Annotated in this window: 26 protein-coding genes and 1 pseudogene; 15 read left to right on the top strand and 12 right to left on the bottom strand. The window is 49.8% G+C overall.

Going from position 1 to position 25,102, the window contains the following annotated elements; genetic code table 11:
- Positions 1–71 precede the first annotated feature (71 nt).
- From INF35_RS05415 to INF35_RS05440, 6 genes are all read right to left on the bottom strand, one after another.
- Positions 72–266 (bottom strand): helix-turn-helix domain-containing protein, encoded by a 195-nt coding sequence (locus INF35_RS05415; protein WP_193500458.1) that lies wholly within the window; start codon positions 264–266, stop codon positions 72–74.
- Between the two features lie 202 nt (positions 267–468).
- Positions 469–3,096, bottom strand: a complete 2,628-nt coding sequence (locus INF35_RS05420; RefSeq protein ID WP_193500459.1) for an ABC transporter permease — start codon at positions 3,094–3,096, stop codon at positions 469–471.
- 15 nt (positions 3,097–3,111) lie between these two features.
- The gene (locus INF35_RS05425; protein WP_193500460.1) at positions 3,112–5,745 is read right to left on the bottom strand and encodes an ABC transporter permease; all 2,634 of its coding nucleotides are present in this window, start codon (positions 5,743–5,745) and stop codon (positions 3,112–3,114) included.
- A 12-nt stretch (positions 5,746–5,757) separates the two neighbouring features.
- Complete coding sequence (locus INF35_RS05430) at positions 5,758–6,423, bottom strand: ABC transporter ATP-binding protein (protein ID WP_193500461.1); 666 nt, start codon at positions 6,421–6,423, stop codon at positions 5,758–5,760.
- A 119-nt stretch (positions 6,424–6,542) separates the two neighbouring features.
- Positions 6,543–7,574, bottom strand: coding sequence for a sensor histidine kinase (locus INF35_RS05435; RefSeq protein ID WP_193500462.1), 1,032 nt, complete (start codon positions 7,572–7,574; stop codon positions 6,543–6,545).
- Entirely contained in the window at positions 7,571–8,254 is a 684-nt protein-coding gene (locus INF35_RS05440; protein ID WP_193500463.1) for a response regulator transcription factor, read from the bottom strand. Before INF35_RS05440 ends, INF35_RS05435 begins: the two co-directional genes overlap by 4 nt.
- A gap of 506 nt (positions 8,255–8,760) precedes the next feature.
- Between INF35_RS05440 and INF35_RS05445 the strand changes: the two genes are divergently transcribed.
- A complete protein-coding gene (locus tag INF35_RS05445; protein ID WP_456237418.1) occupies positions 8,761–8,955 on the top strand; it encodes a sigma factor-like helix-turn-helix DNA-binding protein in 195 nt (64 codons plus the stop codon).
- On the top strand, positions 8,952–9,191 hold the full coding sequence (locus INF35_RS05450; protein ID WP_193500464.1) for a helix-turn-helix domain-containing protein: 240 nt from the start codon (positions 8,952–8,954) through the stop codon (positions 9,189–9,191). Before INF35_RS05445 ends, INF35_RS05450 begins: the two co-directional genes overlap by 4 nt.
- A 70-nt stretch (positions 9,192–9,261) precedes the next feature.
- Here INF35_RS05450 and INF35_RS13780 read toward each other — a convergent pair.
- From INF35_RS13780 to INF35_RS05465, 4 genes and pseudogenes are all read right to left on the bottom strand, one after another.
- Positions 9,262–9,450 (bottom strand): annotated as a pseudogene (locus INF35_RS13780) (hypothetical protein); the annotation flags it as partial.
- 170 nt (positions 9,451–9,620) lie between these two features.
- Positions 9,621–10,745, bottom strand: coding sequence for a VanZ family protein (locus tag INF35_RS05455; protein WP_193500465.1), 1,125 nt, complete (start codon positions 10,743–10,745; stop codon positions 9,621–9,623).
- Positions 10,746–10,784: 39 nt separating this feature from the next.
- Positions 10,785–12,161, bottom strand: a complete 1,377-nt coding sequence (locus INF35_RS05460) for a sensor histidine kinase (protein WP_147565992.1) — start codon at positions 12,159–12,161, stop codon at positions 10,785–10,787.
- Positions 12,158–12,853, bottom strand: a complete 696-nt coding sequence (locus INF35_RS05465; protein ID WP_147565994.1) for a response regulator transcription factor — start codon at positions 12,851–12,853, stop codon at positions 12,158–12,160. Before INF35_RS05465 ends, INF35_RS05460 begins: the two co-directional genes overlap by 4 nt.
- 159 nt (positions 12,854–13,012) lie before the next feature.
- Between INF35_RS05465 and INF35_RS05470 the strand changes: the two genes are divergently transcribed.
- From INF35_RS05470 to INF35_RS05500, 7 genes are all read left to right on the top strand, one after another.
- Positions 13,013–13,936, top strand: a complete 924-nt coding sequence (locus INF35_RS05470; protein WP_193500466.1) for an ABC transporter ATP-binding protein — start codon at positions 13,013–13,015, stop codon at positions 13,934–13,936.
- Positions 13,920–14,726 carry an ABC transporter permease gene (locus tag INF35_RS05475; protein ID WP_328740446.1) on the top strand — a complete coding sequence of 269 codons (807 nt, stop codon included), beginning with the start codon at positions 13,920–13,922 and terminating at the stop codon, positions 14,724–14,726. The genes INF35_RS05470 and INF35_RS05475 overlap by 17 nt, the downstream gene beginning before the upstream one ends.
- A gap of 14 nt (positions 14,727–14,740) precedes the next feature.
- Positions 14,741–15,544, top strand: a complete 804-nt coding sequence (locus INF35_RS05480) for an ABC transporter permease (protein ID WP_193500468.1) — start codon at positions 14,741–14,743, stop codon at positions 15,542–15,544.
- Between the two features lie 16 nt (positions 15,545–15,560).
- Entirely contained in the window at positions 15,561–16,178 is a 618-nt protein-coding gene (locus INF35_RS05485) for a hypothetical protein (protein ID WP_193500469.1), read from the top strand.
- Between the two features lie 12 nt (positions 16,179–16,190).
- Positions 16,191–16,544 (top strand): YxeA family protein, encoded by a 354-nt coding sequence (locus tag INF35_RS05490; protein WP_193500470.1) that lies wholly within the window; start codon positions 16,191–16,193, stop codon positions 16,542–16,544.
- 47 nt (positions 16,545–16,591) lie between these two features.
- The gene (locus INF35_RS05495; protein ID WP_193500471.1) at positions 16,592–17,302 is read left to right on the top strand and encodes a transglycosylase domain-containing protein; all 711 of its coding nucleotides are present in this window, start codon (positions 16,592–16,594) and stop codon (positions 17,300–17,302) included.
- A gap of 453 nt (positions 17,303–17,755) precedes the next feature.
- A complete protein-coding gene (locus INF35_RS05500) occupies positions 17,756–18,181 on the top strand; it encodes an RNA polymerase sigma factor (RefSeq protein ID WP_193500472.1) in 426 nt (141 codons plus the stop codon).
- Positions 18,182–18,240: 59 nt separating this feature from the next.
- On the opposite strand, the gene INF35_RS05505 is transcribed toward INF35_RS05500, so the two are convergent.
- On the bottom strand, positions 18,241–18,615 hold the full coding sequence (locus INF35_RS05505; protein ID WP_193500473.1) for a helix-turn-helix domain-containing protein: 375 nt from the start codon (positions 18,613–18,615) through the stop codon (positions 18,241–18,243).
- A gap of 668 nt (positions 18,616–19,283) precedes the next feature.
- Between INF35_RS05505 and INF35_RS05510 the strand changes: the two genes are divergently transcribed.
- The 3 genes from INF35_RS05510 to INF35_RS05520 all read left to right on the top strand — a co-directional run bounded on the left by INF35_RS05510 (position 19,284) and on the right by INF35_RS05520 (position 22,184).
- On the top strand, positions 19,284–19,514 hold the full coding sequence (locus tag INF35_RS05510; protein ID WP_193500474.1) for a helix-turn-helix domain-containing protein: 231 nt from the start codon (positions 19,284–19,286) through the stop codon (positions 19,512–19,514).
- A gap of 84 nt (positions 19,515–19,598) precedes the next feature.
- A complete protein-coding gene (locus INF35_RS05515) occupies positions 19,599–20,819 on the top strand; it encodes a tyrosine-type recombinase/integrase (RefSeq protein ID WP_193500475.1) in 1,221 nt (406 codons plus the stop codon).
- Positions 20,820–20,960: 141 nt separating this feature from the next.
- On the top strand, positions 20,961–22,184 hold the full coding sequence (locus INF35_RS05520; RefSeq protein ID WP_193500476.1) for a tyrosine-type recombinase/integrase: 1,224 nt from the start codon (positions 20,961–20,963) through the stop codon (positions 22,182–22,184).
- Positions 22,185–22,333: 149 nt separating this feature from the next.
- Here INF35_RS05520 and INF35_RS05525 read toward each other — a convergent pair whose 3' ends face one another.
- Complete coding sequence (locus tag INF35_RS05525; protein ID WP_193500477.1) at positions 22,334–22,549, bottom strand: hypothetical protein; 216 nt, start codon at positions 22,547–22,549, stop codon at positions 22,334–22,336.
- Between the two features lie 106 nt (positions 22,550–22,655).
- Between INF35_RS05525 and INF35_RS05530 the strand changes: the two genes are divergently transcribed.
- The 3 genes from INF35_RS05530 to INF35_RS05540 are packed head-to-tail and all read left to right on the top strand — an operon-like array spanning position 22,656 to position 24,568.
- Entirely contained in the window at positions 22,656–23,051 is a 396-nt protein-coding gene (locus tag INF35_RS05530) for a hypothetical protein (RefSeq protein ID WP_193500478.1), read from the top strand.
- Between the two features lie 46 nt (positions 23,052–23,097).
- Positions 23,098–23,415 (top strand): hypothetical protein, encoded by a 318-nt coding sequence (locus INF35_RS05535; protein WP_193500479.1) that lies wholly within the window; start codon positions 23,098–23,100, stop codon positions 23,413–23,415.
- 13 nt (positions 23,416–23,428) lie between these two features.
- Positions 23,429–24,568: a 3D domain-containing protein gene (locus tag INF35_RS05540; RefSeq protein ID WP_193500480.1), complete on the top strand. Its 1,140-nt coding sequence runs from the start codon at positions 23,429–23,431 to the stop codon at positions 24,566–24,568.
- The last annotated feature ends 534 nt before the right edge of the window (positions 24,569–25,102 follow it).

Genomic DNA, 25,102 nt, shown 5'->3' on the forward strand with positions numbered 1-25,102 from the left:
TAACCTTGGTAAAGCGAAAAGCCGGGCGCGGGGGCTGTATGGCCTCTGCGTCCGGCGCTGTTTTTTTGCCTTTATGCCTGCTCCATTGGGAAATTCGGCAGGGCTTCCAACAGTTTCATAATCAAATGCTGTTTCATATCCTCGTCAACGGCCAGCTCGTCGATCATTGGGGCATAGTGTTCAATCACTTTTTCCGTAGCCCACTTCTCGCCTGCGACGGCGGCCTTGATCGTGGCGCTGTCCAGCAACATTTCCTGTTCGGGCATCCTGTACACTCCTGTCTTTTTTATGCTTGTATCAGCATAACACAGAACCGGGAGAAATACCAGCGGCGGAAACATTTTTCTACGCATTTAGAAGCCCTCTCTGGTGGGGATTGGATAATCTGTCCCGCCTGCCCGCCGACCATGATGGGAAAGCCTTGAAATAGTGGTCTTTTTACCGGCCTAAATGCGTAGACAGGAAGGCTTATTCCGATGTCCGCAAGCGTTCCACAACAGTACCCTTGTTGAAGAAGCGCAGGACAATGACCGGGATCACCGCCGCCAAGAGCAGATATACCAGTGCGATAATCAATGCCGGAACCAAAGTGAAATGCAGCGTGAAGTACCACATCGAGGACGAGTTCAAAACACTTTTCAGGACGGTCAGGCCAATCATAGCTGCAAAAATGATACCGACTATATCGGCGGCTCCCGCATAGTAAAGCCCCTCATAAATCATCATACGGCGAAGCTGGCGGTTTGTCATGCCGATGCTCTGCATGGTAGCAAATTCATGGCGGCGGGTGATAATGTTGGTAATCATCATATTGGTAAAGTTGATTAACCCGGCAAAAGCCATAATCACACCAATCATACCACCTACAAGCAATACGATATTCCCGACAGAAGCAAGCTGCTGTTTCATTAGCGCCGTAGAAGTATAGGAAACAGACGAATTGTTGCTTGTAAAATCATTCAGAAATCCGTCAATCTGCTGCTCGTAACCGTCTGCGGCATTAAATCCATAGCTGAATAGAGTGGGGGTATCATAAAGCTGTCCGAACATTTCATCTGTCATATAAACAAATGGCGCGTCCCCACCTATGCGCGCAGCAGAGAGAGCACCCGCAGAGGTTTCAAATTCATTAGCAGCAAGATTGGCGATTGCAAGAACCTCACAGGTTTTTACCAGCTCTCCATTTTTATAGAACGATAGAAGATCACCCATTTGATATTGTTTGCCAAATGCCCCAAAGTCCGGTTCACCGGTCAGAAAATCCATGTAATAGCCAATAATCACATATTCCCCGGTGTGCATCTTCTGTTTGAGCGTGTCAATATTTTTCTCTCCGTCATAAATCGTTATATCATCCCAAAATGCATCCGATACGCCAAAAACATTTCCATACCATTGATTTTCGTCGCCTGGTACAATCGTTACAGATGCTCTGTCCCCATAAGCATCAGTCTGTCCTCTTTCATTGGTTTCAGTTCCTAAGAAAGTATAATCAATACCGTAATCCACCGTCACATCTGTATCATCTATGGTGTTCCGATACAAGTATCGCCCATTTTCCACTCCGGCTTGTTGGTTTATCAATTCCGGCACAGCCAAAGGCAGTCCATCCTCGTGATACATAAACGGAGCAGTTTGATTGACGGCAACAGAATTGTAGACAGTATAATCTGTTTTTGTTTGACGGCTGATCCATTTATTTTCATCCATACTTTGAGTAATTACAAAAGCAGAATTAAGCAAGACAATACACAAGAGCATGGAAATCACAATGAAAACTGTGCGCCGCTTACTCCGTCCTAAATTTGCAAGGGCCATGCGGGGCAGCTTTGCCCCATGTGTCCGTTTTGTTTCTTTCTTCTTGATATTTTCCTGCCCGGTATAGCGGATCGCCTCTAACGGAGATACCTTTGCTGCCTTTTTTGCGGGTTTCCGGGTGCTGATAAATACAGTCACGATGGTAAACAGGGCGGCTATCACAAAAATCAGCGGAGATACCGATACTTCGGCTGTGTCCCAATAGTTAGCTCTTAAAAACTCCGTGACAACGGGGAGCAGCACCCAACTCACGAGAAATCCTGCAACCAAGCCGATGGGCAGACCAATCACCGTCAGCCAAACAGCCTGACGGTTCACCAGCCTTTTGATCTGCCGGGTAGAACATCCGATTGTCCGAAGAAGCCCATACTGCTGAACATCCTGCATGACAGAAATATCGAAAATATTATAAATCAGCAAGTACCCACAGGCCATAAAGAGAAGAACAAATCCTACAACGGCAACTGCCATTAGCGGATCTATGGATTGTACGGTTACATCGTTCTCTGCACAGAGAATATAATTGCTTGCACTCATATCGTCGGTGTTCCCGCCGACAGAACGGGCAAACTCCTGTAACTGTCCCCTTACATCTGTCTTGTTTTTCAAAACGACATCGGACAGATAGGTGCCAGCCATTTCTCTATCTTCGGCAAAGGTGTTACGGAATAAATCTGGGTTTTCCTCAACGAAACTCTCTGACACGATCATTAGGCTGCTAACATCGTTCGCTGCTTCCCACCAGCCGGAAAGAACCATATCGAAATGATAGGTCTGCCCCCGCAACTCAAATTCAACGGGAACCTGTGCGCCAATTTCGGCTTCCACTCCCAAGGCTTCCAAAGCAAGATCGCTGGTGGAAATCTCATTTGCCGCTTGCGGAGCATCCCCGTGTGTCGGCACACAGAAAGTCAATTCCTGCTGGATGGCGTCGGCATAATCAATTTCAATGCTGTGTCCGGGCGAATTTGTTGCAAAACCAATAACCCGCCTGCATCCGGCCTGTTCAACAAAATCGCTGTTGATAAGCTGCTCATATTGTTCTTCGGTCATATAGCGAATGTCGCCGTCTGCCTTACTTCCTTTTTGCATCTGCATGGAGAGTTGAAGCGAAGATACCATGCTAAAGGCAAGAGATATAATAGAGGTAAACAGGAAAGCCGTCAGAAAAATGGCTAAAATTGCGGCGATATTCCGTACTTTGTTTTTCTTAAAATATCTCTTTGAAAGACGTTTGATCACGGCCATGTTGTTGTTGCCAAACAGAATATCATTCATGTACGATCACTCCTTTCATTCCTGCACTTTCAAACGCTCTACAATGCTGTGATTATTGAAGAATTGAAGCGCGATAACAGGTATCGTAAACGCTAACGCCCCAAAGAAAACCAGAATAATAATTGCAGGGAATAGCGTCATTTGAAACGACATCATAAAGTTGGTTGGGCCATTTTCTACGAGTATCTTTATCAGGGTGAACCCCATCACGCAAGAGGTTAAAATTCCTACAACTCCGGCCCGCATTACATAAGATATACTTTCCAAAATCAGCAGTTGCCGAAGCTGTCTGTTTGTCATACCAATACTCTGCATGATGGCAAACTCATGCCGCCGGGTAATAATATTCGTCATAATTAAGTTAGTGAAGTTAATTAGTCCCACTAAAGCAAAAATAGCTCCAATCATCCCGCCAATCAGTAATACCACGTTTTTGAGGCTTAAAATGGTGGTTCGTAATGTTGACGCAGAGGAATAAGAAATATCTGTATTCTGCGCCAAATAGTTTTCCATTTCCTGTTGGTATTCATCCTCTACATCAAAGAGAAAACCATATAGGGTTGGTGTTTCGTAAATTTCTTTGAAATTGTCCTCGGACATATAAATCATAGGCCCACCTACATCTGTTGCGATATTTGAGCCACCGCCTGCGAGAGTAATTTCACTATCCGTAGCCGCAGCCTTCGCTATAACCGTAAACATTTTTGTCGGTGTCCCGTTTTCGTAAAACTGAATAGTATCACCGACAGACACCCCGGCATATTGAGGATCGTCTGCGCCGTCCAAGTTGCCGCTATTATCATAACTTGCCATTAAAATTACATTGTTTCCGTTCCATAACTTTTCTTTTAGGAGCGCCAGATCCGTTTCACCCTCGATAATGCCTATTCTCTGCAACAGATTTTCAGAGAAACCAAACACATTTCCTAACGGAAGATTATCAGAGGTAAGCGCAGCATAACCAAAATTGTCATTATATCCCCAATCAAGGAAGTCCGGGAGGACAGAAACATATTTATATGTGTTATCAACGGGGTATGAGATACCCCAATCGCAAGCAATATTATCATCTTCAAATGTATTACGGTACAGTTTGACTTCATTTGTTACTCCCGACTGTTGTCCAATCTCGGAAACGGTATTGTCTGAAATACCGCTGTCATGTCCGAAATTGCCATTAAATGCCAACGCAACGCTGGGATTATAAACTATAAAATCACTCCGGGTCTGCTTTTTAATATAGACTTCTTCATCGAAGCTATTACTAAATACAAATACTGAATTGAGTAATATTACACTTAGCGTCAGCGAAACAACAATAAATGCCGTTCTCCGCCTATTTCGCTGAAGATTGGCTTTTGCCATGCGTGGAATGATTGCCCCTTTATCTGCATTTTTAGACAAGACAGATATATTGGCCTGTTCAACATATCGAACAGCCTCTATGGGAGATATTTGTGATGCTTTTTTCACAGGCTTTCGGGTGCTAATGTAGACAGTAAGCCCGGAAAACAAAATTGCACCGGCAATGATAGCAACATAAGGCAGAGCGCCAACTTCTATTTTATCTCCGCCATAATCGACTGAAAAAATCTGAATGACGGCAGGCAGAATAGAGCGACCAAGCAGGAGGCCCAAAAGCAAACCAATCGGAGTACCAATTAAAAATAAATACCATGCTTGACGGTTGACGAGGCGCTTTACCTGTCTGGATGTTGTACCAATGGTACGAAGTAAACCGTACTGCCGGATGTCGTTCGTCACAGCAATTTCAAATACATTGTAGATAAGCAAATAACCACAGAACATAAATAGGATGCCAAATACCCCGGCTGCCAGCCAGATTACCAGATTACTGTCATTGGAACTTTGGGGAGTTGGGGCTATTCTCACATAGTTATCTGCATTAGCATTATCCGGATTGCCGCCTATGCTTAGGACAAACTCTGAAATACACTCCTGAACCATGTAGGTGTCCCGCATTACAACATCAGCGTCATAAATACCGCATCCACTTCGTCCCTCGGCAGCTTCGCTCAACATATCCTGATTGCTTTCCATAAACGCTTGAGAGACAATAACTGACTCGGATTTCTCGTGAGGTGTGTCATAAATGCCGGATACCACCATATCAAAATGATAAACTTTGTCTTGAATTGAGAACTCAATCGGGATTGATACTCCAATTTGTTCCTCAATATTCATATCTTCCAGTACATTTGCAGATACCAAAACTTCGTTTTCCTTTTGGGGAGCAGAACCGGCTCGCGGGGTCAAAAATCGCAGTTCCAGTTGGGCCTGATCTGCATAATCAACTTCTACGGGAAGGTGGTTCGTGTTGCTCATAATCGCCACAGGTATCCAACATCCCACCTTTTCAAACATAGAGTTGTTTTTTAGTTGCTCAAACTGTTCTGCTGACAGCCCTTGTACCAGCGCATCAGCCTGTGTACCCAACATCCTCTCCATGTTGTATTTGATTGTACCTGTACTTCCTAAGCCAATCGTCAATACGGCAGTAAAAAGAAACGTCGTCAGGGCAATCGCAATTACCGCAATTATATTCCGTGTTTTATTACTATGAAAACTTCGGCTCGTAAGCTTCTTGATAATAGCCCTGTTATTATTCCCAAAGAGAATATCGTCCATATAGCTGCCCCCTTACTTTACAATCTTACCGTCCTCAATACGGATAATCCGATCTGCAAGCTGGGCAATCTCGCTATTATGGGTAATCATGACAAGCGTTTGATGGAATTTCTGGCTGGTGACTTTTAGCAGGCCGAGGACATCGCTGCTCGTCCGGCTGTCAAGGTTGCCTGTCGGCTCGTCTGCCAGCACAATCGCCGGTTTTGAGATCAGGGCGCGGGCAATGGCAACGCGCTGCTGCTGGCCGCCGGAAAGATTGTTCGGCATATTGTTCAGCTTATCTTCCAAGGCCAACATCCGAACGACTTCCTGCATGAATTTCTTGTCTACTTTGTCGCCGTCCAGTTCCACGGGCAAGGCAATGTTTTCATAGACATTGAGAACGGGGACGAGGTTGTAGTTCTGGAAGATAAAGCCGATTTTCCGCCTGCGGAAAATGGTAAGCTGCTCGTCATTCAGAGTAGACAGGTCTTTGCCATCCACAATGACCTTGCCGGAAGTGGGGACATCCAGACCGCCGATCATGTTCAGCAGCGTGGACTTGCCGCTGCCGGATGTGCCAACGATAGCGACAAATTCCCCGTGTTCTACCGAGAGAGAAACGCCATCCAGAGCCTTTGTAATGTTCGGCTCATCCCCATAGTATTTTTTCAAATCTGTTGTCTGTAAAATAGGCATAAGTTCTACCACCTTTCTTTTTGATGGTTCCATTGTAAAGGGGAAACCTCGCAGAAATGTCACGGCGGTTCTTGAATTTTCCCTTAAATCGCCTTGAAATGTCACAATCCTGTGACATTTCAAGAATGGGGCAGGAACACCGAAAAGGTGGAGCCAGAGCCAACTTCCGAGGCAACACGGATAAAGCCCCCTTGCCGGGTGATAATCTCACGGGCAAGATACAGGCCGATCCCAATGCCGGGGGCATCATGTACCCTGTCCTCACGGTAGAACCGCTTGAAAATCGTTCCTTGATGTTGTTCTGGAATACCAATGCCAGTATCGGAAATATCAATTTTCACATACATCTCCCAGCACACCACAGCCACATGGATTTTCCCACCCTCTGGCGTGTACTTCACTGCATTATCCAGAATGTTGAACAGGGCTTCGGTTGTCCATTTCCGATCATGGGCCGCAGATACCGTTTCCGGGCAATCTACCGTGACCGCAATCTTTTTCTGCTCTGCGTTCAACAGAATACCGCCCAGCGCCGCGGCGAGAGTATCATAGATGGCCTGCGGCTTCGGCTCCAAAGCAATCACCCCGGCTTCCAGCCGTGATGTTTTAATCATTGCCTGCATGAGAAAATCCAGCTTGTCTAACTGGCTGTCCATCGCCAGAAGAAATTCTCTCTGTTTTTCCGGCGTTACAGTTTGTTCCAACAAAGTGGCATCCAGCATTTTCAGGTTTGCAATCGGCGTTTTGACCTGATGGGAGATGTCCGAAATCAATTCCTGCAAGTCGGCCCGTTCCTTTGCAATACTGCTTTTGCTTTCCCGCAGCACTTCATAGAGCCGGGAAAGCCGGTGCTGGATTTTATAAAACAGGTTTTCTTCCTCTGTGTACTGCGGCGGGGCCTGATCTGCTGACATCATATCGTCCAGCAGCTTACAAAGGGCATCCGAAAAAAGCGTTAATTTCCGGCGCACAAAGGCCAGAAAAGCAGCCATACACCCGGCAACGAAAACCGCATAAAGCACTCCGCAGCATAGCGCCAATACGTTCCTTGTTAAAAAGTATATGGTACATGACATAGCGACCGAAAGCAGGAAAAGGGCTGCACACACGACCATACACACTTTATTGACCGAGAGTTTTTCCGTCCTCATTTGTTACCGCCCCCAATCCACATATAGCCCATGCCGTAGACGGTTTTGATATAGGCATGGTCTGGATTTTCAATTTTGCTTCGTACCCGGCTGATTGTGGAAGTCAGCGCGTGTTCATCCACAAAATTCCCGTCAATATCCCACAGCTTTTCCAATAGCACCTGCCGGGTCAAAACAATCTGCGGATTTTTCGTCAGCACTTTCAAAAGCCGGTATTCCATCGGGGTAAAAGAGATGCTTTCCCCGCCCCGCGTTGCGGTCATTTCCGTAAAGTTGATAAACAGGTTGCCGTCATTGTAAAAGTCGCCGCCAGATTGCTTTCTGATCCGGGCCAGCAGCGCAGCCACCTTTTTCTGAAATACGCTCATGGGGAAAGGCTTTGTCACATAATCATCGGCCCCCAGCTCGTAGCCTTTGAGCATATCACTTTCCATATCATTTGCCGTCAGGAAGATTACAGCAGTGTCCGGGCGGCTTTCCTTAATATCTCGGCAAAAATCAAACCCATTGCCGTCCGGCAGGTTGATGTCAAGGACAATCAAATCATACTCTTGTTTTCTGCAAAACCGTTCGGCAACGCTTTTCGTCAGGGCAGCATCGACTTCATAACCAGCGGCAGACAGGTTATAGCAAAGGGTATTATTCAAAAGGCGGTCATCTTCAACCACTAAAATTCTCATTCGCTCACATCCTTTTCTTTATAGTGTACCAATCAAATGTCACAGAAACCTCACGATGAAGTGCTTTTTGGGAATTTCTTTTATCTTATCTTTTGTGGACAGGAACGACAAGCTATCATTCTGAAATTTTGAAATGTCACAAACTTGTGAGATTTCAAGGGGGGAATTTTGTCAAAACCTGTTTCCCTGCGAGATTTCTGCGAGAATTGGGCCTTAAAATAATATCAAAATAAAGATACCCCAATTTCTGCCGGACGACGGCAAAGAAAAAAAGCCGTCGTACAGCAGCCCTTTTCCTGCGCCTAACTAAAGCATGGCGGTTTTGAATAAATCAAGGCCGCCGTATTCTGTGCCATTACAAAGAACAACACCCTGACGTTGGCAGGATCGGCGGCCCACGGAGGGAGCCGCCATGAAGCAAAGAGCGTTTCGACAGAATACAACGGGGTAGCGACAGCTTTACATTCTCGGCCTTTGGCTATGACCTACATATCCGGGACGAGCTGGTGGCCGGAGCCTTTGCCAGCCTGCCGGAGCAGGAGCAGCAGATTTTAATTCTGCGCTTCGTTGCGGCTATGGCGGACGGCGAGATCGGCGGCCTTGTGGAGATGTCCCGCAGCGCCGTCCAGTGCCGCCGCACAAAGACTTTGAACGAACTACGGCAGAGATTGGAGGACAGCGGAGGGAGGAACGCAAAATGAAGCAGCCCACATTCCACGGCAGGGTGCTTCTACCCCTGTCAGTCTTTGCAAAGGCCCGCGCCGGTGATCCGCTGGCAATGGAGCGCATCTTGCGGTACTACGACGGCTACATGAACAAGCTGTGTACCCAGACGCTCTACGAGCTGGACGGAACGCCTCATGTGCGGGTGGACGAGTACATGAAACACCGCTTGCAAAACAAGCTGATCCGGGCCATCCTAAAGGACAGCCTATGAGAAAACGCCGGGCGCAGGGCCAGCAGGCCGCCGCGTCCGGCGCTTTCTTATGGGTTGTTTTCTACGCATTTCAAAGCCCGGAAAGCTGCCAGTATTTTTGCCGCTGCCGTTCAGCCTCTTTCTTCCGGCGTACCCGCGCCGCGCAATCCGGGCAGTATTTGGCCCGGCTGGACTTCGGCGTGAACACGGCCCCGCACTCGACGCAGTGTTTCACCTCGTCCCGGCTCCTGCTGATCTCGGCGCACAGGGCCGCATCCAGCAGTGAACTGGCTATGGCCAAAAGCGTTCGCAAGAACGCGCAGCCACAGATTGAAAATCTGTGTTCAAAGGGGGCTTGGGGGACTTCCCTCAACAAGCGCGTGTGGCTATCTGGATAGCCACAGGCATAGCTTGCCAGTCACTCCCGTCCCTATCTTACAAAGTCTGATTTTATACGCGTTTTACTGTACTTACTAACTTTGTCCGTGACCATCGCTCGTAGAACAAGAGCTTATGCAGGGCCATTCGAATCCCGGCAAAGAATAGCCAGAACAGATACCCGCCGACCAGCAATCCGTGAAGTACAAGAGATGCCAGGCTGTCCAGGTGTAGTACATTCATCAGAATAAACAGCAGCCGGTTCAACCAGTATGGAACCCCGACCAGACCAGTTATCAGCAGGCCATAGCGAAAAAAGTATTGATACCAATGCGCTGTGTCGCTGTTCGCTTGCACGATTTTCATTCGTGTCAGCCGCTTACCTGGAGTCTGCCCGTGACAAAAAGCAGGAAGCAGCCCAAAGTACAGAAGAAATAGAACTGGCAGCCATTGAATGGAAAGGGTAATTCCAAACGGGACTACGAACACGGCCAGGATGCACGATGCAAAGATCAGGCAAGCCATGTCGGCCAGAAAGGCAAAAACGCGTCGCGTAAAGGATATGGAAGCACCCCGTTGGAAACTGACGGTATCCAACTCTTGCCGGGTGGGCAGTAGACGGCTCACCGGTCCGGCCAAAGCGAATCCAATCATGCTGCCCGCTGTGTTAACGATCAGGTCATCCACATCAAACAGGCGGTAGCTGCCCGGATAGACAAAATACAGACCGCTGAGCTGGGTCAGCTCGAAAAACAAAGATAATAAAAAGGACAACCGTAATGTTTTGCGCCAGTGATAACAAAAGTAGTATCTCAGATAGACGCCAAACGGCATCGTCATAAATAGATTGAAAATGGTTGTCCAGAAGGCGCTGCCTGTGAAAATGTGAAGCCAGCTGGCAGGCTGTCCAGGTTGGATTTCTGCTTGCTTGACTATATCGGCAAGAAAAGAAAACGGGATAAGCTGCGCCTTATGCCCATGCAGAGTGGCGGCCTTTTCTGGCGTAGGCAACGGTAGAATGACAAGGCAATAGACGCAGAGAAGGTACAGAAGAAAGCTGTACACGATCAGAACCCGTAAACTGAGGACCGATCCATATTTATGATAACTCCATGCGATGTATGGCACCGTAAACAGGACGACGATCATCGGGTAAATGACCATCGCCTGCCGCAGTGCTTCAAGATATTGGCTCATCTGTTTTCCTTTCGGGGTTTTGTTCTATATTGCCGAGATTTATGAAATAAGTGGCTGGGTCGGCAGAGAGATTCTGACTTCCAACCCATGTGGGGTGCTGCCGGAAAAAGAAACGGTTCCGCGATGAGCTTTTACGATCTGCATCACTAGCTTTAAGCCAAGACCATGCTCGTTTTTTTCATCGCTGCCTTGGGTACTGGTAATGTCGTCTCCGCGATTTAATACTTTCAGACGTTCCGGCTCGATCCCTATGCCATCGTCAGAAACTGTGCAAAGGCAACGCCCGTTTTCTTCTCCGACAGAAACGGAAATTCTGCACCCATGCGGGTTGTGGGTGATGCTGTTGCGGATCAAATTGTCCAGCATACGCCGCAGCAGTCCATCGTCCCCCAAAAGGTGGATCGAGCGTCCTGGCTGCATCTCGGCAAATACGATTTCATATCGACTGTCCAGACCGCTATTCAGCACTTCACTGACAGCCTGGCGGCTGGTCTCTACCCAATCAACATCTTTGAAGTGAACGGGCTGGAGCGCATATTCCAGCTTGGTAGTCAGGTTCAAATCATCGATCAGCCGTTTCATCTTTTCGCTTTCCCGGCGAATAATTCCTGCTTGCTTTCTTGCGTTCGGTGGAAGGTCGCAGTCATCTTCCAGCTCGCTGGCATACCCAAGCACCATCGAAAGCGGTGTGCGAATGTCGTGAGATACGCCGCGAATCCACTCCGCTCTTGTGTTGTCCTTCTTCTTCATATAACCTGCGGCCCGGTTCAGTCCGGCGTTGATCTCAGCCAGCTCCCCTTGTTCTTCCAGATGCAAAGCTTTTCCGTGACTTAAATTTTGAATGCCTTGCAGAATGGGCGTCATCGCTTTTTCGACTTTCCGCGTATTTCGCAAAATCAGGAAAATAATGAGCAACAGATTGATGATAAAAACCGCTGCAATTCCACCAAGTAAAACCCCCATGTAGGGCCATTCCAGAGAAAAATAATATTTTACCAGCGTTCCGGGCTGATAGCCTACAACCATGAGCTTGCCATCTGCACGCGTCCATATTTTAACTGGATAGTCCTCCAGATACCAACGGCTGAAAGAAGCCACCTCTGTACTGGTATAAGAACGCGGCAGCTTTTCTGGCAGGCTCTGCTGCCAGATGACATCGCCATCTTCATTTAGGAGCATTGCCCAGGCAGATTGTTCTTGCAGCATGGAAAGGGCAGTATCATCTGCGACCCATTTCCCATCCTGCAGCACTACATGGTCCGAGAAATCACGGACGGAAAAAGAGGTATCAGCCCCACTCATGCCCCCTGCAATGATGATTACAAAGAGCAAAGCGATGTTGACGGCAAAAAATAAAAGTACGATCCCGACCGTGGAAAGAATATAGCGGCGGAAAAATCGCTGCACGGCGTTCATGGCGACACCTCCTTGAGATTAAGGCGATAGCCAAGCCCTTTAACCGTGACAAGGGAAACAGGCTTCGACGGGTTTTCCTCGATTTTCTCCCGTAAGTGTCGGATATGGGTGGAAAGGGTGCTTTCATACCCTTGCCAAAATTCCCCGCATATCGTCTCGCACAGGATACCCGTGGTAACGATCCGCCCTGCGTTTTGATACAGCTTTTCAAAAAGCTGCATCTCTTTGGCAGTCAATGTTTGTTTCTCTCCGTTTTTCCAAACTTCTGCGTTAGCCATATCCACGGTGGCTCCGGCAAGTTCCACCATTTCATTTTGCTTTGGGTAAGCGCGGTTTAAGATTGCGCCGACCCTGAGCAGTAATTCTTTGGGTAAGAAGGGCTTGGCGAGATAGTCGTCTGCGCCGATCTCTAACCCCTCGATGCGATCCTCCGCTTCACCACGAGCGGTCAGCATCAGAACAGGAACCCGGCTTGTGCGCCGTATTTCTTTCAAAACTGAGAAGCCATCCATGTCCGGCATCATCACATCCAACACGATCATACTTGGCTGCTCTCTCTGCCATATCCGTAATGCCTCAGCGCCAGATGCGGCGGTTATTAGATTTGTATATCCAGCCCGCCGGAAGATTGAGAGCAGCATCTCCAATACATCACGGTCATCATCAACCAGCAGTATTTTGTGATTTGTCATAAGCAAACTTCACCACCTATCTTTATTTACATTATAACGCAAAGGAAGTCGGATGCCTATTCTGTGTCTAAAATCTCAGAGATAATTCAAGGTTGGCTCAGCGTTATCTCAAGGTTGGGATGGTATGCTTAAATCATCACGAAAAGGAGGTATTCGCACATGAGCGATTATGTTATCGAAACCCGTGGCCTTACCAAAACATACGGGGAACAGAACAGTGTATCCAATCTGTCCATCCATGTGAGAAAAGGGCGTATCTACGGCCTGCTGGGCCGTAACGGAGCCGGGAAAACCACCACCATGCGGATGTTGCTGGGTCTTACCGCTCCATCTTCCGGCGATGTGAAGATTTTCGGCAAACCGCTTCGCGGCAACGAAAAAAACATCCTGCCTCGTATTGGTTCTCTGATCGAGTCGCCTGGGTTTTATCCGAACCTGACGGGAACAGAAAATCTTCGGATTTTTGCCGATTTGCGGGGACTCAAAAGCCCCAAATACATCAAAGGCGCGTTGGAGGTTGTCAACCTTCCGTACCGGGACAAAAAGCTGTTTTCCCAGTATTCGCTGGGCATGAAGCAGCGTCTTGCCATCGCACTGGCTGTCATGCACAACCCGGAACTGCTGATTTTGGATGAGCCGATCAATGGCCTTGACCCTATCGGTATTGCAGAGGTGCGCGGTTTCATCCGGGAACTGTGCGACGCCACCGGGAAAACCATCTTGATCTCCAGCCATATCCTGTCGGAGATCTCCCTGCTTGCCGATGACATCGGAATCATTGACCACGGCGTATTGCTGGAAGAAGAAAGCCTTAAGGAGCTGGAAGCAAAGAACGGGAAATATTTCCGCTTTACTGTTTCCAATGCGGCGCTGGCTGCTAACTTGCTTCAGAGCAAACTTGGCATTCAGAATGTCCAGGTGGATAGTGCCAATGAGCTGACGGTCCGAGACCTTCGGTTGGACACTGGCGCGGCGGTCCGGCTGTTTGTAGACGCAGGGCTGTCTGTGTCCGACGCCCATCTCTATGAGGACACCCTGGAAGATTACTTCAAGCAGGTTACAGGGGGTGAGGGCATTGCTTAAACTTTTGCGCTGTGAGTTTGCCAAGCTGAAACGAAAGCCCCTGTTCTTTGCGGCTGCGGCCATTTCGGCTTTGATTCCCCTGGGGTGTGCGCTGTTTCTGCCGGAGATGCAGGAATTTTCAAGTGGCGCGGAAGCGGTGGACCGCCTGATGTCTACTCTGTTTCAGTTGAGCGCCTATCTGCTCCTGATGCCTGCCGTAGTAGTGCTGGCATCGAATCTGCTCTTTGAAGAACAGGATAACGACACCTTAAAGAATCTCATGACCGTTCCTGTGAGCAAACCCGCGCTGGCCCTGGCAAAGATGACGCTGCTATTTCTGTTTTCCATTGCGTTTATGGCTGTCGGCGGCCTGGTCAATCTGGCGATTGTGCTGGCCTCCGGGCTGGAGCCGGTCGGCTTTTGGGAACTGTTTTTTGTAGGCATCGGACAAGGGATCATGATGTGGGCCGGGGCGCTGCCCTGTGTCCTCCTGGTGGTGCTTTTGAACCGCAGTTACATTATCTCCGTAATTATCACGTTCTTCTACACGGCGGTCAATTATATTTTTGGCACCAACGACTATTTCATCATGCAGCCGTTTGGGTTCAATCCAGGTACGCTGTTACCCGGACCGCTGACCTTCCGCTGGTTCTTTCAGTATCTGGACACATCCGGCGCACAGATGACGGAATTGATGGAGCGGATCAGTCCTTACTTTGTGACAACGCCCCAAGCGTTCCTGGTCGTTATCCTGGAGTCGGCAGTATTCCTGACATTGATCGCACTGGTCTATAAGCGCCAGAGCTGTTAAGGAGGTGTAAAGTCATGTGGAGTATTCTAAAAGGGGAATGGCGCAAGCTGCGACGCTGCCAGATCCTGCTGGTTGGTATTGTGGCTCTGGCACTGTGTCCTGTCGTGCAATATGGCACCCAGCTGATTATCAACCCGGAAATGCGGGACCAGAACTTTGATTTTGTCAAACTGTTTGCCAATGTCATTTGGGGAAACACGCAGATTTTCCTGCCGATCTCGCTTGTGATGATCGGCGGCTGGCTGATTGACCGTGAGAACACAAATGACACCATGAAAAATCTGTTGACCGTGCCGGTATCCTACCCGAAGCTGCTGGGCGGGAAACTAATCGTCACGATTTTCCTGTCGATTCTGTTTGGAATTTATAGTGTAGCCATAACGGTTCTGACGGGCACACTCGCCGGTCTGGATGGATTCTCTGCTGATGTTCTGCTACGGCAGGGCGCGCAGGTGGTCGCGGCCGCTTTCAATACCAGCCTGGTCTGTATGCCGATGATCCTGATTTTTGGACAGATGCGGGGAGCCTACCTGGGTGGGTCGCTTCTGACATTCTTCCTGGGGTATTGCATCTTGTTCTTCAAGAGCGGCTTCCTGCTCTCTGCTTATCCGTTTTCGGCGGCATTGATCCTCGCCGGTTTTGATATGCAGGAATACAATGGCGCTACGCAGGCTCCCAGCGTTTTGTTGGCAGTAGCAGGCATAGCGGCGGTGCTGGTTCTGACGATGGCGATTTTACTGCTTTCCCGCCCCAGCAAAAAAGCGGGCAATACGAAAAAGAAAAAAGTCAAAAAGGGTCGCGGCAGGCGTCGCGCCTGACGAAAGGAGAGAGTTCATGCGAAAATCAAACTATAAAGGTAAAATCTGCGTTTTTCTTTGCGCGCTTCTTTGTGTCGTCAGCCTGTCTGGATGCTCAACGGTCATGCAGTCGTTGGCAGACGGTACGGATGCCGTGTTGAATGGATTGACGGATGGCACGGATATTGTACTGAACGGATTGGCGGATGGAGCTGATCAGGCTCTTGGTGATTTATCCGAAGCTGACGACGGTCAGGCAAAAGACAGCATCTTGGAAGCCTTTGGGAAACTTGTTGATGATGCGGGGACTGCTGCGCTGACGCCCCAAAGTAAACTGCAAGGCCACAAGGAGAACGGTGCAGATGATTACACGGGGTCCTATGAAGCAACGTATTCCAATTTGACAGGTACAGAGATTTTGTTTGGTGGTACTACCCTGGAGCGCGAAGCGGGTAGTACGATCCACATCACCTGTTCTCTTTCGCTTGAAAACGGCGAGGCAGCGGTTTTTCTTCGCTCAGGAGCAGATGATCCGACGATTCTTCTCTCGGAGAGCGGTGAGTACGATGGCACAATAGAAGTAGATGGCACAAGCACTTATATCGGTGTGTGGGGCGACCAGGCAGAAGGAACCGTATCCATCGAAATTGAGTAAGGAGTACACATTATGAGCACAAAGAAAAAAACAATCATCATTGCTGTTATAGCTATCCTGGTAGTAGCGTTTATCGCGGTTGCTTTTCTTGCCACGCAGAAAAGCGCCGATTACTACACGCAAATTGACAACGACTGTGTAACCGAGATCGCACCACACGGAGCGATGAATTATCGCTACACATTAAGCGCCTACGATGAAACCGGGGCCGAAAAAGAACTGAACTTTGAAACGAGCCGGATTCTCACTGACGATGCCTACTTATGCCTGAAGGTAGCCCCTTTCCGTGGTGTCGTTACCTGGGCAGAAGTGCAATTTGATGAAATGCCCGCCGCCGTGCAGGAACAATACGGCGGCAATTCGTAAACGGGAGCCTATATAGGCGCTACTTCAAACGGAAAGGCAGGTGCAGCATGAAAAGAATAAGAAAGTTCCTAATTCGTTCCTTCGCGCTGGCGATGCTTACGATGCTCGTTGTTGGCGGTGTTTTGGGCGGATTTGGTTATAAAATGTACCGTGGTGCACTTGCCGAGCAACCTCTTGAGGAAAAAGTTGCCGAGATTCAAGCTGATCCCGATTATACGACCCTTGCTGAAATCCCAGAGATTTATTTGGACGCCGTTGTGGCAGTGGAAGATCACCGTTTTGAACAGCATTTTGGAATTGACCTGATTGCCATAGGACGAGCTGCCTGGAACAATCTGACCTCTTGGAGCCTGCGTGAGGGCGGCAGCACCATAACACAGCAACTTGCCAAAAATCTGTATTTTACTCAGGAAAAAAGTTTCATCCGCAAGATCGCTGAGATGTTTATGGCATTCCGCTTGGAAAATACCTATACAAAAGATGAGATTTTAGAGTTGTATGTCAATTCTATCTATTTTGGAGACGGCTACTACTGTATTTACGATGCAAGCCAAGGATATTTTGGGAAAGCCCCTATTGATATGACGGATTATGAATGTACTCTCTTGGCGGGGATTCCCAATGCGCCCTCAGTTTATTCGCTGACAGCCAACCCAGAGCTGGCGGAACAGCGTCAAGAGTATGTCGTACAGAGAATGGTTCAATACGGCTACATAAGCGAGGATGAGGCACAAAGCATCTTGCAAGACCAATCATAACTGATAGATATATGCGATCTATCTGCCGGACGACGGCAAAAGAAAAAAAGCCGTCGTTCAGCAGGCAATCGCCATGCCCTAAACACACTTACGGCGGCTTTGACAAAATCAAGGCCGCCGTTCCTTATGCCCAAAGAGTGACGACCCTGTTTCAATGGTGACGGCGGCTTTAGGAGGGAGCCGCCGTGAAGCAAAGACTGCTTCGACATAATTCGGCAGGAATTTACCTGTCAAAAAAAGCCTGACCGTCAATCGGCCCCCATCTGCTTATGAACAGGCACTATCGTGGCTGGTCCATAAGCGTCATAAGTCCTCTTTTAGCAGCGCCAGCCGCCGTTCTTCGGATGCTGGCGCTTTTGCTTGTCGTTTTTTCGGGAATTTCCCCGAAAGGTGTCGCCCACCACCTTCGTTTCGGTTCACCCGTCAACCCGTGAATCGAAATGGAGGTACATAATGCAGAAGATCAATCTTCGGGAGCTGTATCCCGATGTGTATAAAACCGATGTCTTTGTGGACGTGGCCGAGGAAGTCCTGGCCGTGATCCGGGGCCAGGAGCAGGACGATGCCGCCTATGAGCGCCGGATGTACCGGCACAAGGCCCACTACTCTCTGAACCGGGAGGATGGCATTGAAAACGATGCCCTCAACCGGCCGCTCACCCCGGAGGAAATCCTGGAGCAGAAGCAGCTGCGGGAGGAAGTGTACGCCGCGCTGATGCAGCTGACCGCCGTCCAGGCCCGGCGTATCTACGCCCGGTTTTACCTGGGCATGACGGTGGCCGAGATCGCCCGGATCGAGGGTGCTGACCGCCGCCGCGTGTGGGAGAGCATCCGGCGCGGGCTGAAGAAGCTGGCGCGGTTGCTGGACACGGCCCGATAATCTGACCGCCGCATAGCGGCAAAAGAAAGCCGGTGGGGGATTTTTATTCCTCCACCGGCTTACTTATCCTCTAAATGTTCATCTGGATCAACCCCGGCCGTCTGCACCATCTCTTTTAGCTCATCGGCCAACGCACGGGTCGAATTTAACAGCACTTTTCTGGCAGCCGGAGGGCACGAAAGATAAAGTTGCCGCATATCGTTGGCGGCTTGCTCATCTTCTGGCAGATCGAGATTCATCAGGGAATCTAAAGATAAATTCAAGACTTTGCCAAAAGCGCGTAGAACCTCAAAAGAAGGGTTTTTCACCCCTCTTTCGCAACCTTGAACGTGCTTCAGAGAAACATGGCTCAGATCTGCGAGTTCCTGCTGCGTCAGTCCTTTTTCCTTACGCGCTTTTTGTATCCTTCGTCCCAGCTCTTTTATCAGTTCCATAGGCACTATCGTCTCCTTAATTATATTTTATCGTGCCCATTTCCTTGCAGGAAGAACCTTATAAAAGGTGTTTTTGAGTACGATAGTACCTATTTTATTGTGCTTGTAAGGAGCTTGCGCTGTCCGTAGCTTCTGTGAAGCGGTAGGGCAAAATATTTTTTTCAAATAAATCGCAGTACAGACAGGACAAATCGCCTGTTTTTGTCATGGCTATCAAGAAGGGGATTTTTCCTTCGCTGATCTTTGACAACTGAATACACGGCAGAACAGGTACATAACCCGCGCATGAGCGAGTGCAGGACGCCGCGAAGATGGAGCAGCCAGGAGGTGATGGACAAGCTGTTTCGGAGCGATCAACGGCCCTGTGACCCGGATGGTGGCACATCCGGCGCGATGAGGGCGCGGGGGCTTAAAGATACTTCCTCACGGCCCGCCAAAGACTTGGGGGGAACCCTGCGGCGCACGCTACGAACGACGCTGCGGAGTTATGACAGCCGCGCCAGCGGAGACCTGTCCTGTCCCCGGCGTCAGGGATGCGTGGCAAATGTGGCGTAACACAAAAAAGAATTTCAAAATTAGATACCATGCGCTGGCAGGCAAAACCGCCAGCGCATTCATGTGATTTTGAAAGCCACAACCATATCCTTGACAAAGAAGGGAGAGATTATATGGAAAAGTTATTTACAAGGAAAGAAGCGGCCAAAATCCTGGGAATCAGTATTGCAACACTGGACACGGCCCGCAACAATGGCCTGATTTCCTATGTTCAGTATGTGCAGAACGGCTGCGTCTATTTCACAGACGCAAGCCTTCAGGAGTACATCGCAAAATTCACGCATCGGGCAAAGCCGGTGGAAAAGTGCGCCACATACCGCAAAGTGCGAAGTGCCGAGGCGTGAGCTAATCCGTATCCTTGCTGAAATAAGTGGTGTCTGGTAAAACAAAGATACAGCGCTGAATATGATTCTTGAGAGGTAACGGTATTGGCAAAAAGAAAACGACTAATTCCAGATTATAGTACGGTCACGCTGAATGGCGTAGAGTATTACAGGACCCGAATCGAGGATGCCGATGGCAAGCGGGTCGCCCTTTATGCGAGAACCCCCGAAGAACTGTATGACAAAGAAACGGAGGCGTTGGAGCAGATCGGTCATGCCCGGTTTCATCGGAAATCGCCAACGGTAGCAGAATACTGTGAGAAATGGCTGCTGATGCAGTCGGTCCATGTGCGGCAGACCACCTTGACAGATTACACCTCCAAGGTGAGGCGGCATATCATTAAGGAATTGGGAGAGATGCGGATGGCAGATGTAACTCTGGATGACATCCAGCTCGCTCTTGTCCCGGTTTCCAAAAAATCGGCATCGGTTTACAAGTCCGTGGTGATCCTTTATAAATCCATCTTTCGGGCGGCAAAGGAAAGCCATGTGATTGAAGTGAATCCGACGCTCCATCTAAACGCAAAAGGCGGCGGTATCCCGCAGGAGGACCGCCAGGCGTTGACGGATGAACAGGTCGAGCAACTTTTAGACGCAATCCGGGACTTGCCACCCTATGTGTTTGTGATGATTGGTTTGTATGCCGGTTTGCGGAGAGAAGAAATCCTCGCGCTCCAATGGGATTCGGTGTATTTGGACGCGGAGGCCCCTTATCTGACAGTCCGGCGGGCATGGCACACGGAGCATAATCGGCCAGTCATTCTCACCGAACTAAAGACCAAGGCGGCAGAGCGGAATATTCCGCTTCCGACCTGCCTGGCAGAGTGTTTGAAAGAGGCAAAGAAAACATCTACCTCTGATTATGTGGTGGCGAATCGGGATGGCGGCCCGCTGTCCTACACACAGTTTAAGCGGCTGTGGCAATACATTGTGACAAGGACCGCCAGACCGAGAGTGGCAAAAAAGCTGGTAGATGGGAAATATGTGAAGTATATCCTTTACCCACAGCTGGGAGAGAAGGCCCGGAACAACGGTCACTGTGTTTACAGCCTGGATTTCGAGGTCACTCCCCACCAACTCAGGCACACATACATAACCAACCTGATTCATTCCTCGGTTGACCCCAAAACGGTGCAGTACCTGGCAGGTCACGAGAGCAGTAAAATCACGATGGATATTTACGCCAAAGTCAAATACAACCAGCCGGATCAGGTTGTCAAAGCGATGGACGGCGCATTTGCCCAATGGGATACCATGTGGGCATAGAACAGGAAATACAGTAAGAGCGAGGCAAGAACGCCTCGCTCTTTGTTTTACCCAATCCGTATCTTTGATTTAATCCGATCTTTCTGATAAAAAAGGAGTGAAGGAACCAATTTGATTTGCGCATAAGAAAGGAAATTATCTATGGCTAAGAAAAAAACAATTCCCCAGTACACCAGTGTAGAACGAAAAGGAATCCAGTATTACCGTACACGGATTCTGGATGCTGATGGCAAGCAGGTCAGCCTGTACGCGACAACCTGCGAGGAACTTTACGAGAAGCAATTAGCGGCGAGACGCCAAGTGCAGGAGATACTTTTTCACCGCCAGCACCCGACCGTTGCGGAGTATTGTGAGAAATGGCTGGTGATGCAGTCTGCAAAAGTTTCGGCAGCCACTTTGAAAGGATACGCCTCCAACATGAGGAACTACGTCATCAAGCCGATGGGCGATATGTATATGGAGGAAGTGACGGCGGATGACATCCGGCTGGCGCTGGTGCCGCTGTCCAAGAAGTCAGAGGGCCTGTATAACAAAGTGAATATGCTCATCAAGTGTGTTTTCTATTCGGCGGAGCGCAGCCAGCTTCTTGAAGATAACCCCTGCGCGGGAATATCGGGTAAGGGCGGGAAGCCGGCACAGAAAAAAGAGGCACTGAGCGACCAGCAGGTGGTGGTACTTCTGGAGACAATCAAAGGATTACCGCCATATCTCTTTGTGATGATCGGCTTATACGCTGGCCTGCGTCGGGAAGAAGCCCTTGCCCTCCAATGGGACTGTGTGTTTCTGGATGTTCCCACTCCATACATTTCGGTGCGACGGGCATGGCGGGCAGAACACAACCGCCCGGTGGTCTCTACTGTTCTAAAGACCAAGGCGGCCCGGAGAGACATCCCCATCCCCAAGTGTCTGGCTGACTGTCTGCGGGAAGCGAAAGCAACCTCTACGTCTGACTATGTGATTGCCGACAGTGAGGGCCAGCCCCTGTCTTACTCACAGTTCAAGCGTGTGTGGCAGTACATTGTTGTCCGTTCCACCAAGGAGCGCACCTATTATAAATATGTGAATGGACAGAGCATCAAATACACGGTAAAGCCGACGCTGGGAACCAGCCAGAAAAACAACCCCAGGATCGTCTACACCATGGATTTTGAAGTGACGCCCCATCAGCTCCGGCACACCTATATTACAAATTTGCTTTATGCAGGCGTTGACCCCAAGACGGTCCAGTACCTTGCCGGACATGAAAACAGCAAAACAACTATGGACATTTATGCAAAGGTCAAGTACAATAAGCCCGAAGAACTTTTTGACGTAGTAAATCAGGCGCTTCACCCATCCGTCACCGCAGATAATGCTGCCGGTTGATTGGGTTAAGGGGTAGGACAACCGGGAGCCGTTACCTCAAAAAAGCCCGTAAAATCAAGGAAAAACGGCGCTAAAACGATAGCAGTACGGCCTCAAGGCTGCCCGTCGCGCTCCGCAGTTCAGCAAGCGCTGATTTTTCTCAGAATTTCTCAAAAGCCCCGGAACCATGCGGTTTCCGGGGCTTTTGCCTTATCCAAATCATATGGATAAACAACGTTTCTTCCACCGGTTTTTATGGAAGAAAGGGGGAATCTATGCCCCAAAATATGAGTGAAGTGGTTACCAAATAGGATAACCGACGCCTCCTTTTCTGCTGTCCGTTCTGTCTTTTGGACGGTCAAACCGTCTGCGGCTCCTTTTTCCAAGCTGACTTCCTTTCTGTGCATTCTGCGGCTTTGCCTTCTCCTTTCTCTGTGGTATCATAAAGGCAGAATCATCGCTTTCGACTCAAAACAGAAAGGGGCATGCATCATGAGGACTGTTGTTTCCCTGAGCCGTACCACGCGCCGGTGGCTCCTGCTTTTTGTACTGGCATGGGCGGTATCCTGCGCCGTGGTGTGGATGGCAGCGCCCGCCTATCTGATCCTGCTTTTTGCGGTGATGCAGTTTGTCCTGTTTCCTGTGCTGATGTTCGGTCTGTGCGCGTCGGCAGGCTGGAAGGCAGATCTTGGGCCACTGCGCTGGCTTTTGCCGGTGGTGCTGGCCATTGTGTACAGCATCTGGCCCTTGAACACATTGCTGGCATCCCGCCCCGCACCGCCGGAACTTTCATTTATCCTGTTCGGCCTGGCCGTGTCCTGTGCGGGCCTGGCTGCCGGTACCATCGCACGCCGGATGCGCTCCTCCCATAACAACACCTCCTGCTGAATGGTGATTTCCCGGATTGCGGAGGGGTGTCGGAGCAGTTTTTTCCGTGAAATTAGATATTTTCCGCAAAAAAATTTTGCAGCCGATATTTTGTGTACACGGCTTGCTTTTGCCGCAACCAAGGGTAGAAATTTTGGCCAACACGCAGAAAAATTCGGCCGGATTCGCCGTTTTTCCTGTGGGAAAAAGGCGCTGTTTCACGATGGTACAGCGAAAAATTGTTTACATCTGTTACGGATTGATGTATAATAGGCAAAAGTTCCGTACCGCATCGGCCATTGATTTTGCCGCTGCGGCGGATGCTTTGTGCTTTTTTGAGCCGCATAATGAGCATCCGTTTCTCCGGCAGTTCCTGCTGCCATGACATGAGGATCTTTATGATTCAGCCAAAAACGAAAGAACATATACGTCGCTGGTTCTGTCACCGTCTGCCTAAGTACGGCACCCTGCTGGGGTGTGTGAGCGTGCTGTTCGGCGTCATTGCCCTGACAGCCTCTCAGCTGCAGGTCGTGACTGTGAGCGACTCCCACGGCAAGCGCGCCACCGTCGTCTCGGCAGAGCGCGAGGTCGTGGAGCTGATCGCCCAGGCGGGCATCTCTCCCAGCAGCACCTCTGATGAGCTGCTTGTCACAGAGACCGGCGAAAACAATTCCATTCACATTCTGCGTGCCTTCTCCGTGCCGGTTACAGTGGATGGCGAGACCAGCGATATCGTCACCACCGGCGGCACTGTGGAGGAGGTCCTGTCCGAAGCGGGAATTGCCCTTGGTGACGACGATGAGACCGAACCCGCCCGGGACGATACCGTTCAGGAAGGAGATTCCATCACCGTTTACCGTGTCCGCTACGATACATACACCGTGCAGGAGGTCATTCCCGCCGAGACGGTCACCCTTTACACCAGCCTGTTCTATCGCCAGAAAAATTACGAACAGGTGATGCAGCAGGGCTCCGATGGTCTGGACGAGGTCACCTACCGGGACAAGTATGTGGACGGAGAACTGGCGAAATCCGATGAGCTGTCCCGCGTCACACTGACCGGCATGGTTCAGAATATCGTGAAGCAGTACGGCGAAGGGGTACCGGTATCCAGCTTTGTGGGTCCCGAAGTGGTGGACGGTGTTCCTGCGGAAGGTGTGACTACCGTCTACTCCTCCCAGCGTTCCACCGGGTATTCGGCTTCTGCAACGGCGAAGGGCGCTTCCGGCCGTAACCTGACCTACGGCACCGTGGCGGTGAATCCCAATGTAATCCCTTACGGCACCCTGCTGTACATCACATCGGATGACGGCAGGTTTGTCTACGGATATGCCTATGCTGCCGATACCGGCACTGCCATGATGACCGGACATGCCTTCATTGACCTGTACTACGAAACCTACGCCGAGTCGGTCAAGAATGCCGTCATCCCGGTGACAGTGTATGTCATTGATGACGAAGTTGCCGCCCAGTACGAGGAACAGAACGATCAAATCATGAAGGATTCTCTGGCAGACCGCGGCGTGATCGTGGACTAAGCTTCCGGGAATTCCTGCACAAAATACGGCAAACCACCGACAGGGCCTTTCCCCGGATGGTTTGCCGTTTTTGTTTGTCCCACCTGATTGGAAGATGGTCCTGGTACGTTCTCTCACCTTGACGCGGCGGGTGCAAGTCGATATAATAGTACTGCGTCCTTGGGGATTGCAAGCGCTGCCTGCGGCAGATGCAGTGAGCAATCTCTGGCACAGCGGCGAGGAGTCGCACGAGCGGCCTCCGGCCGCGAAGGAGACGACACGCCGCAAGCCGGGCGACCGAAGCTGGCGCCTCGGCAGTATTCAACAATTTTATATTATATCGGGGTGTTGCGCAGTTGGTAGCGCGCCTGCTTTGGGCAGAGATTGCGAGCGCTGCCTGCGGCAGATGCAGCGAGCAATCTCTGGCGCAGCGGCGAGGAGTCGCACGAGCGGCCTCCGGCCGCGAAGGAGACGACACGCCGCAAGCCGGGCGACCGAAGCTGGCGCCTCGGCAGTATTCAACAATTTTATATTATATCGGGGTGTTGCGCAGTT

The organism is Gemmiger gallinarum (genome assembly GCF_014982805.1).
GTDB lineage: Bacteria > Bacillota > Clostridia > Oscillospirales > Ruminococcaceae > Gemmiger > Gemmiger gallinarum.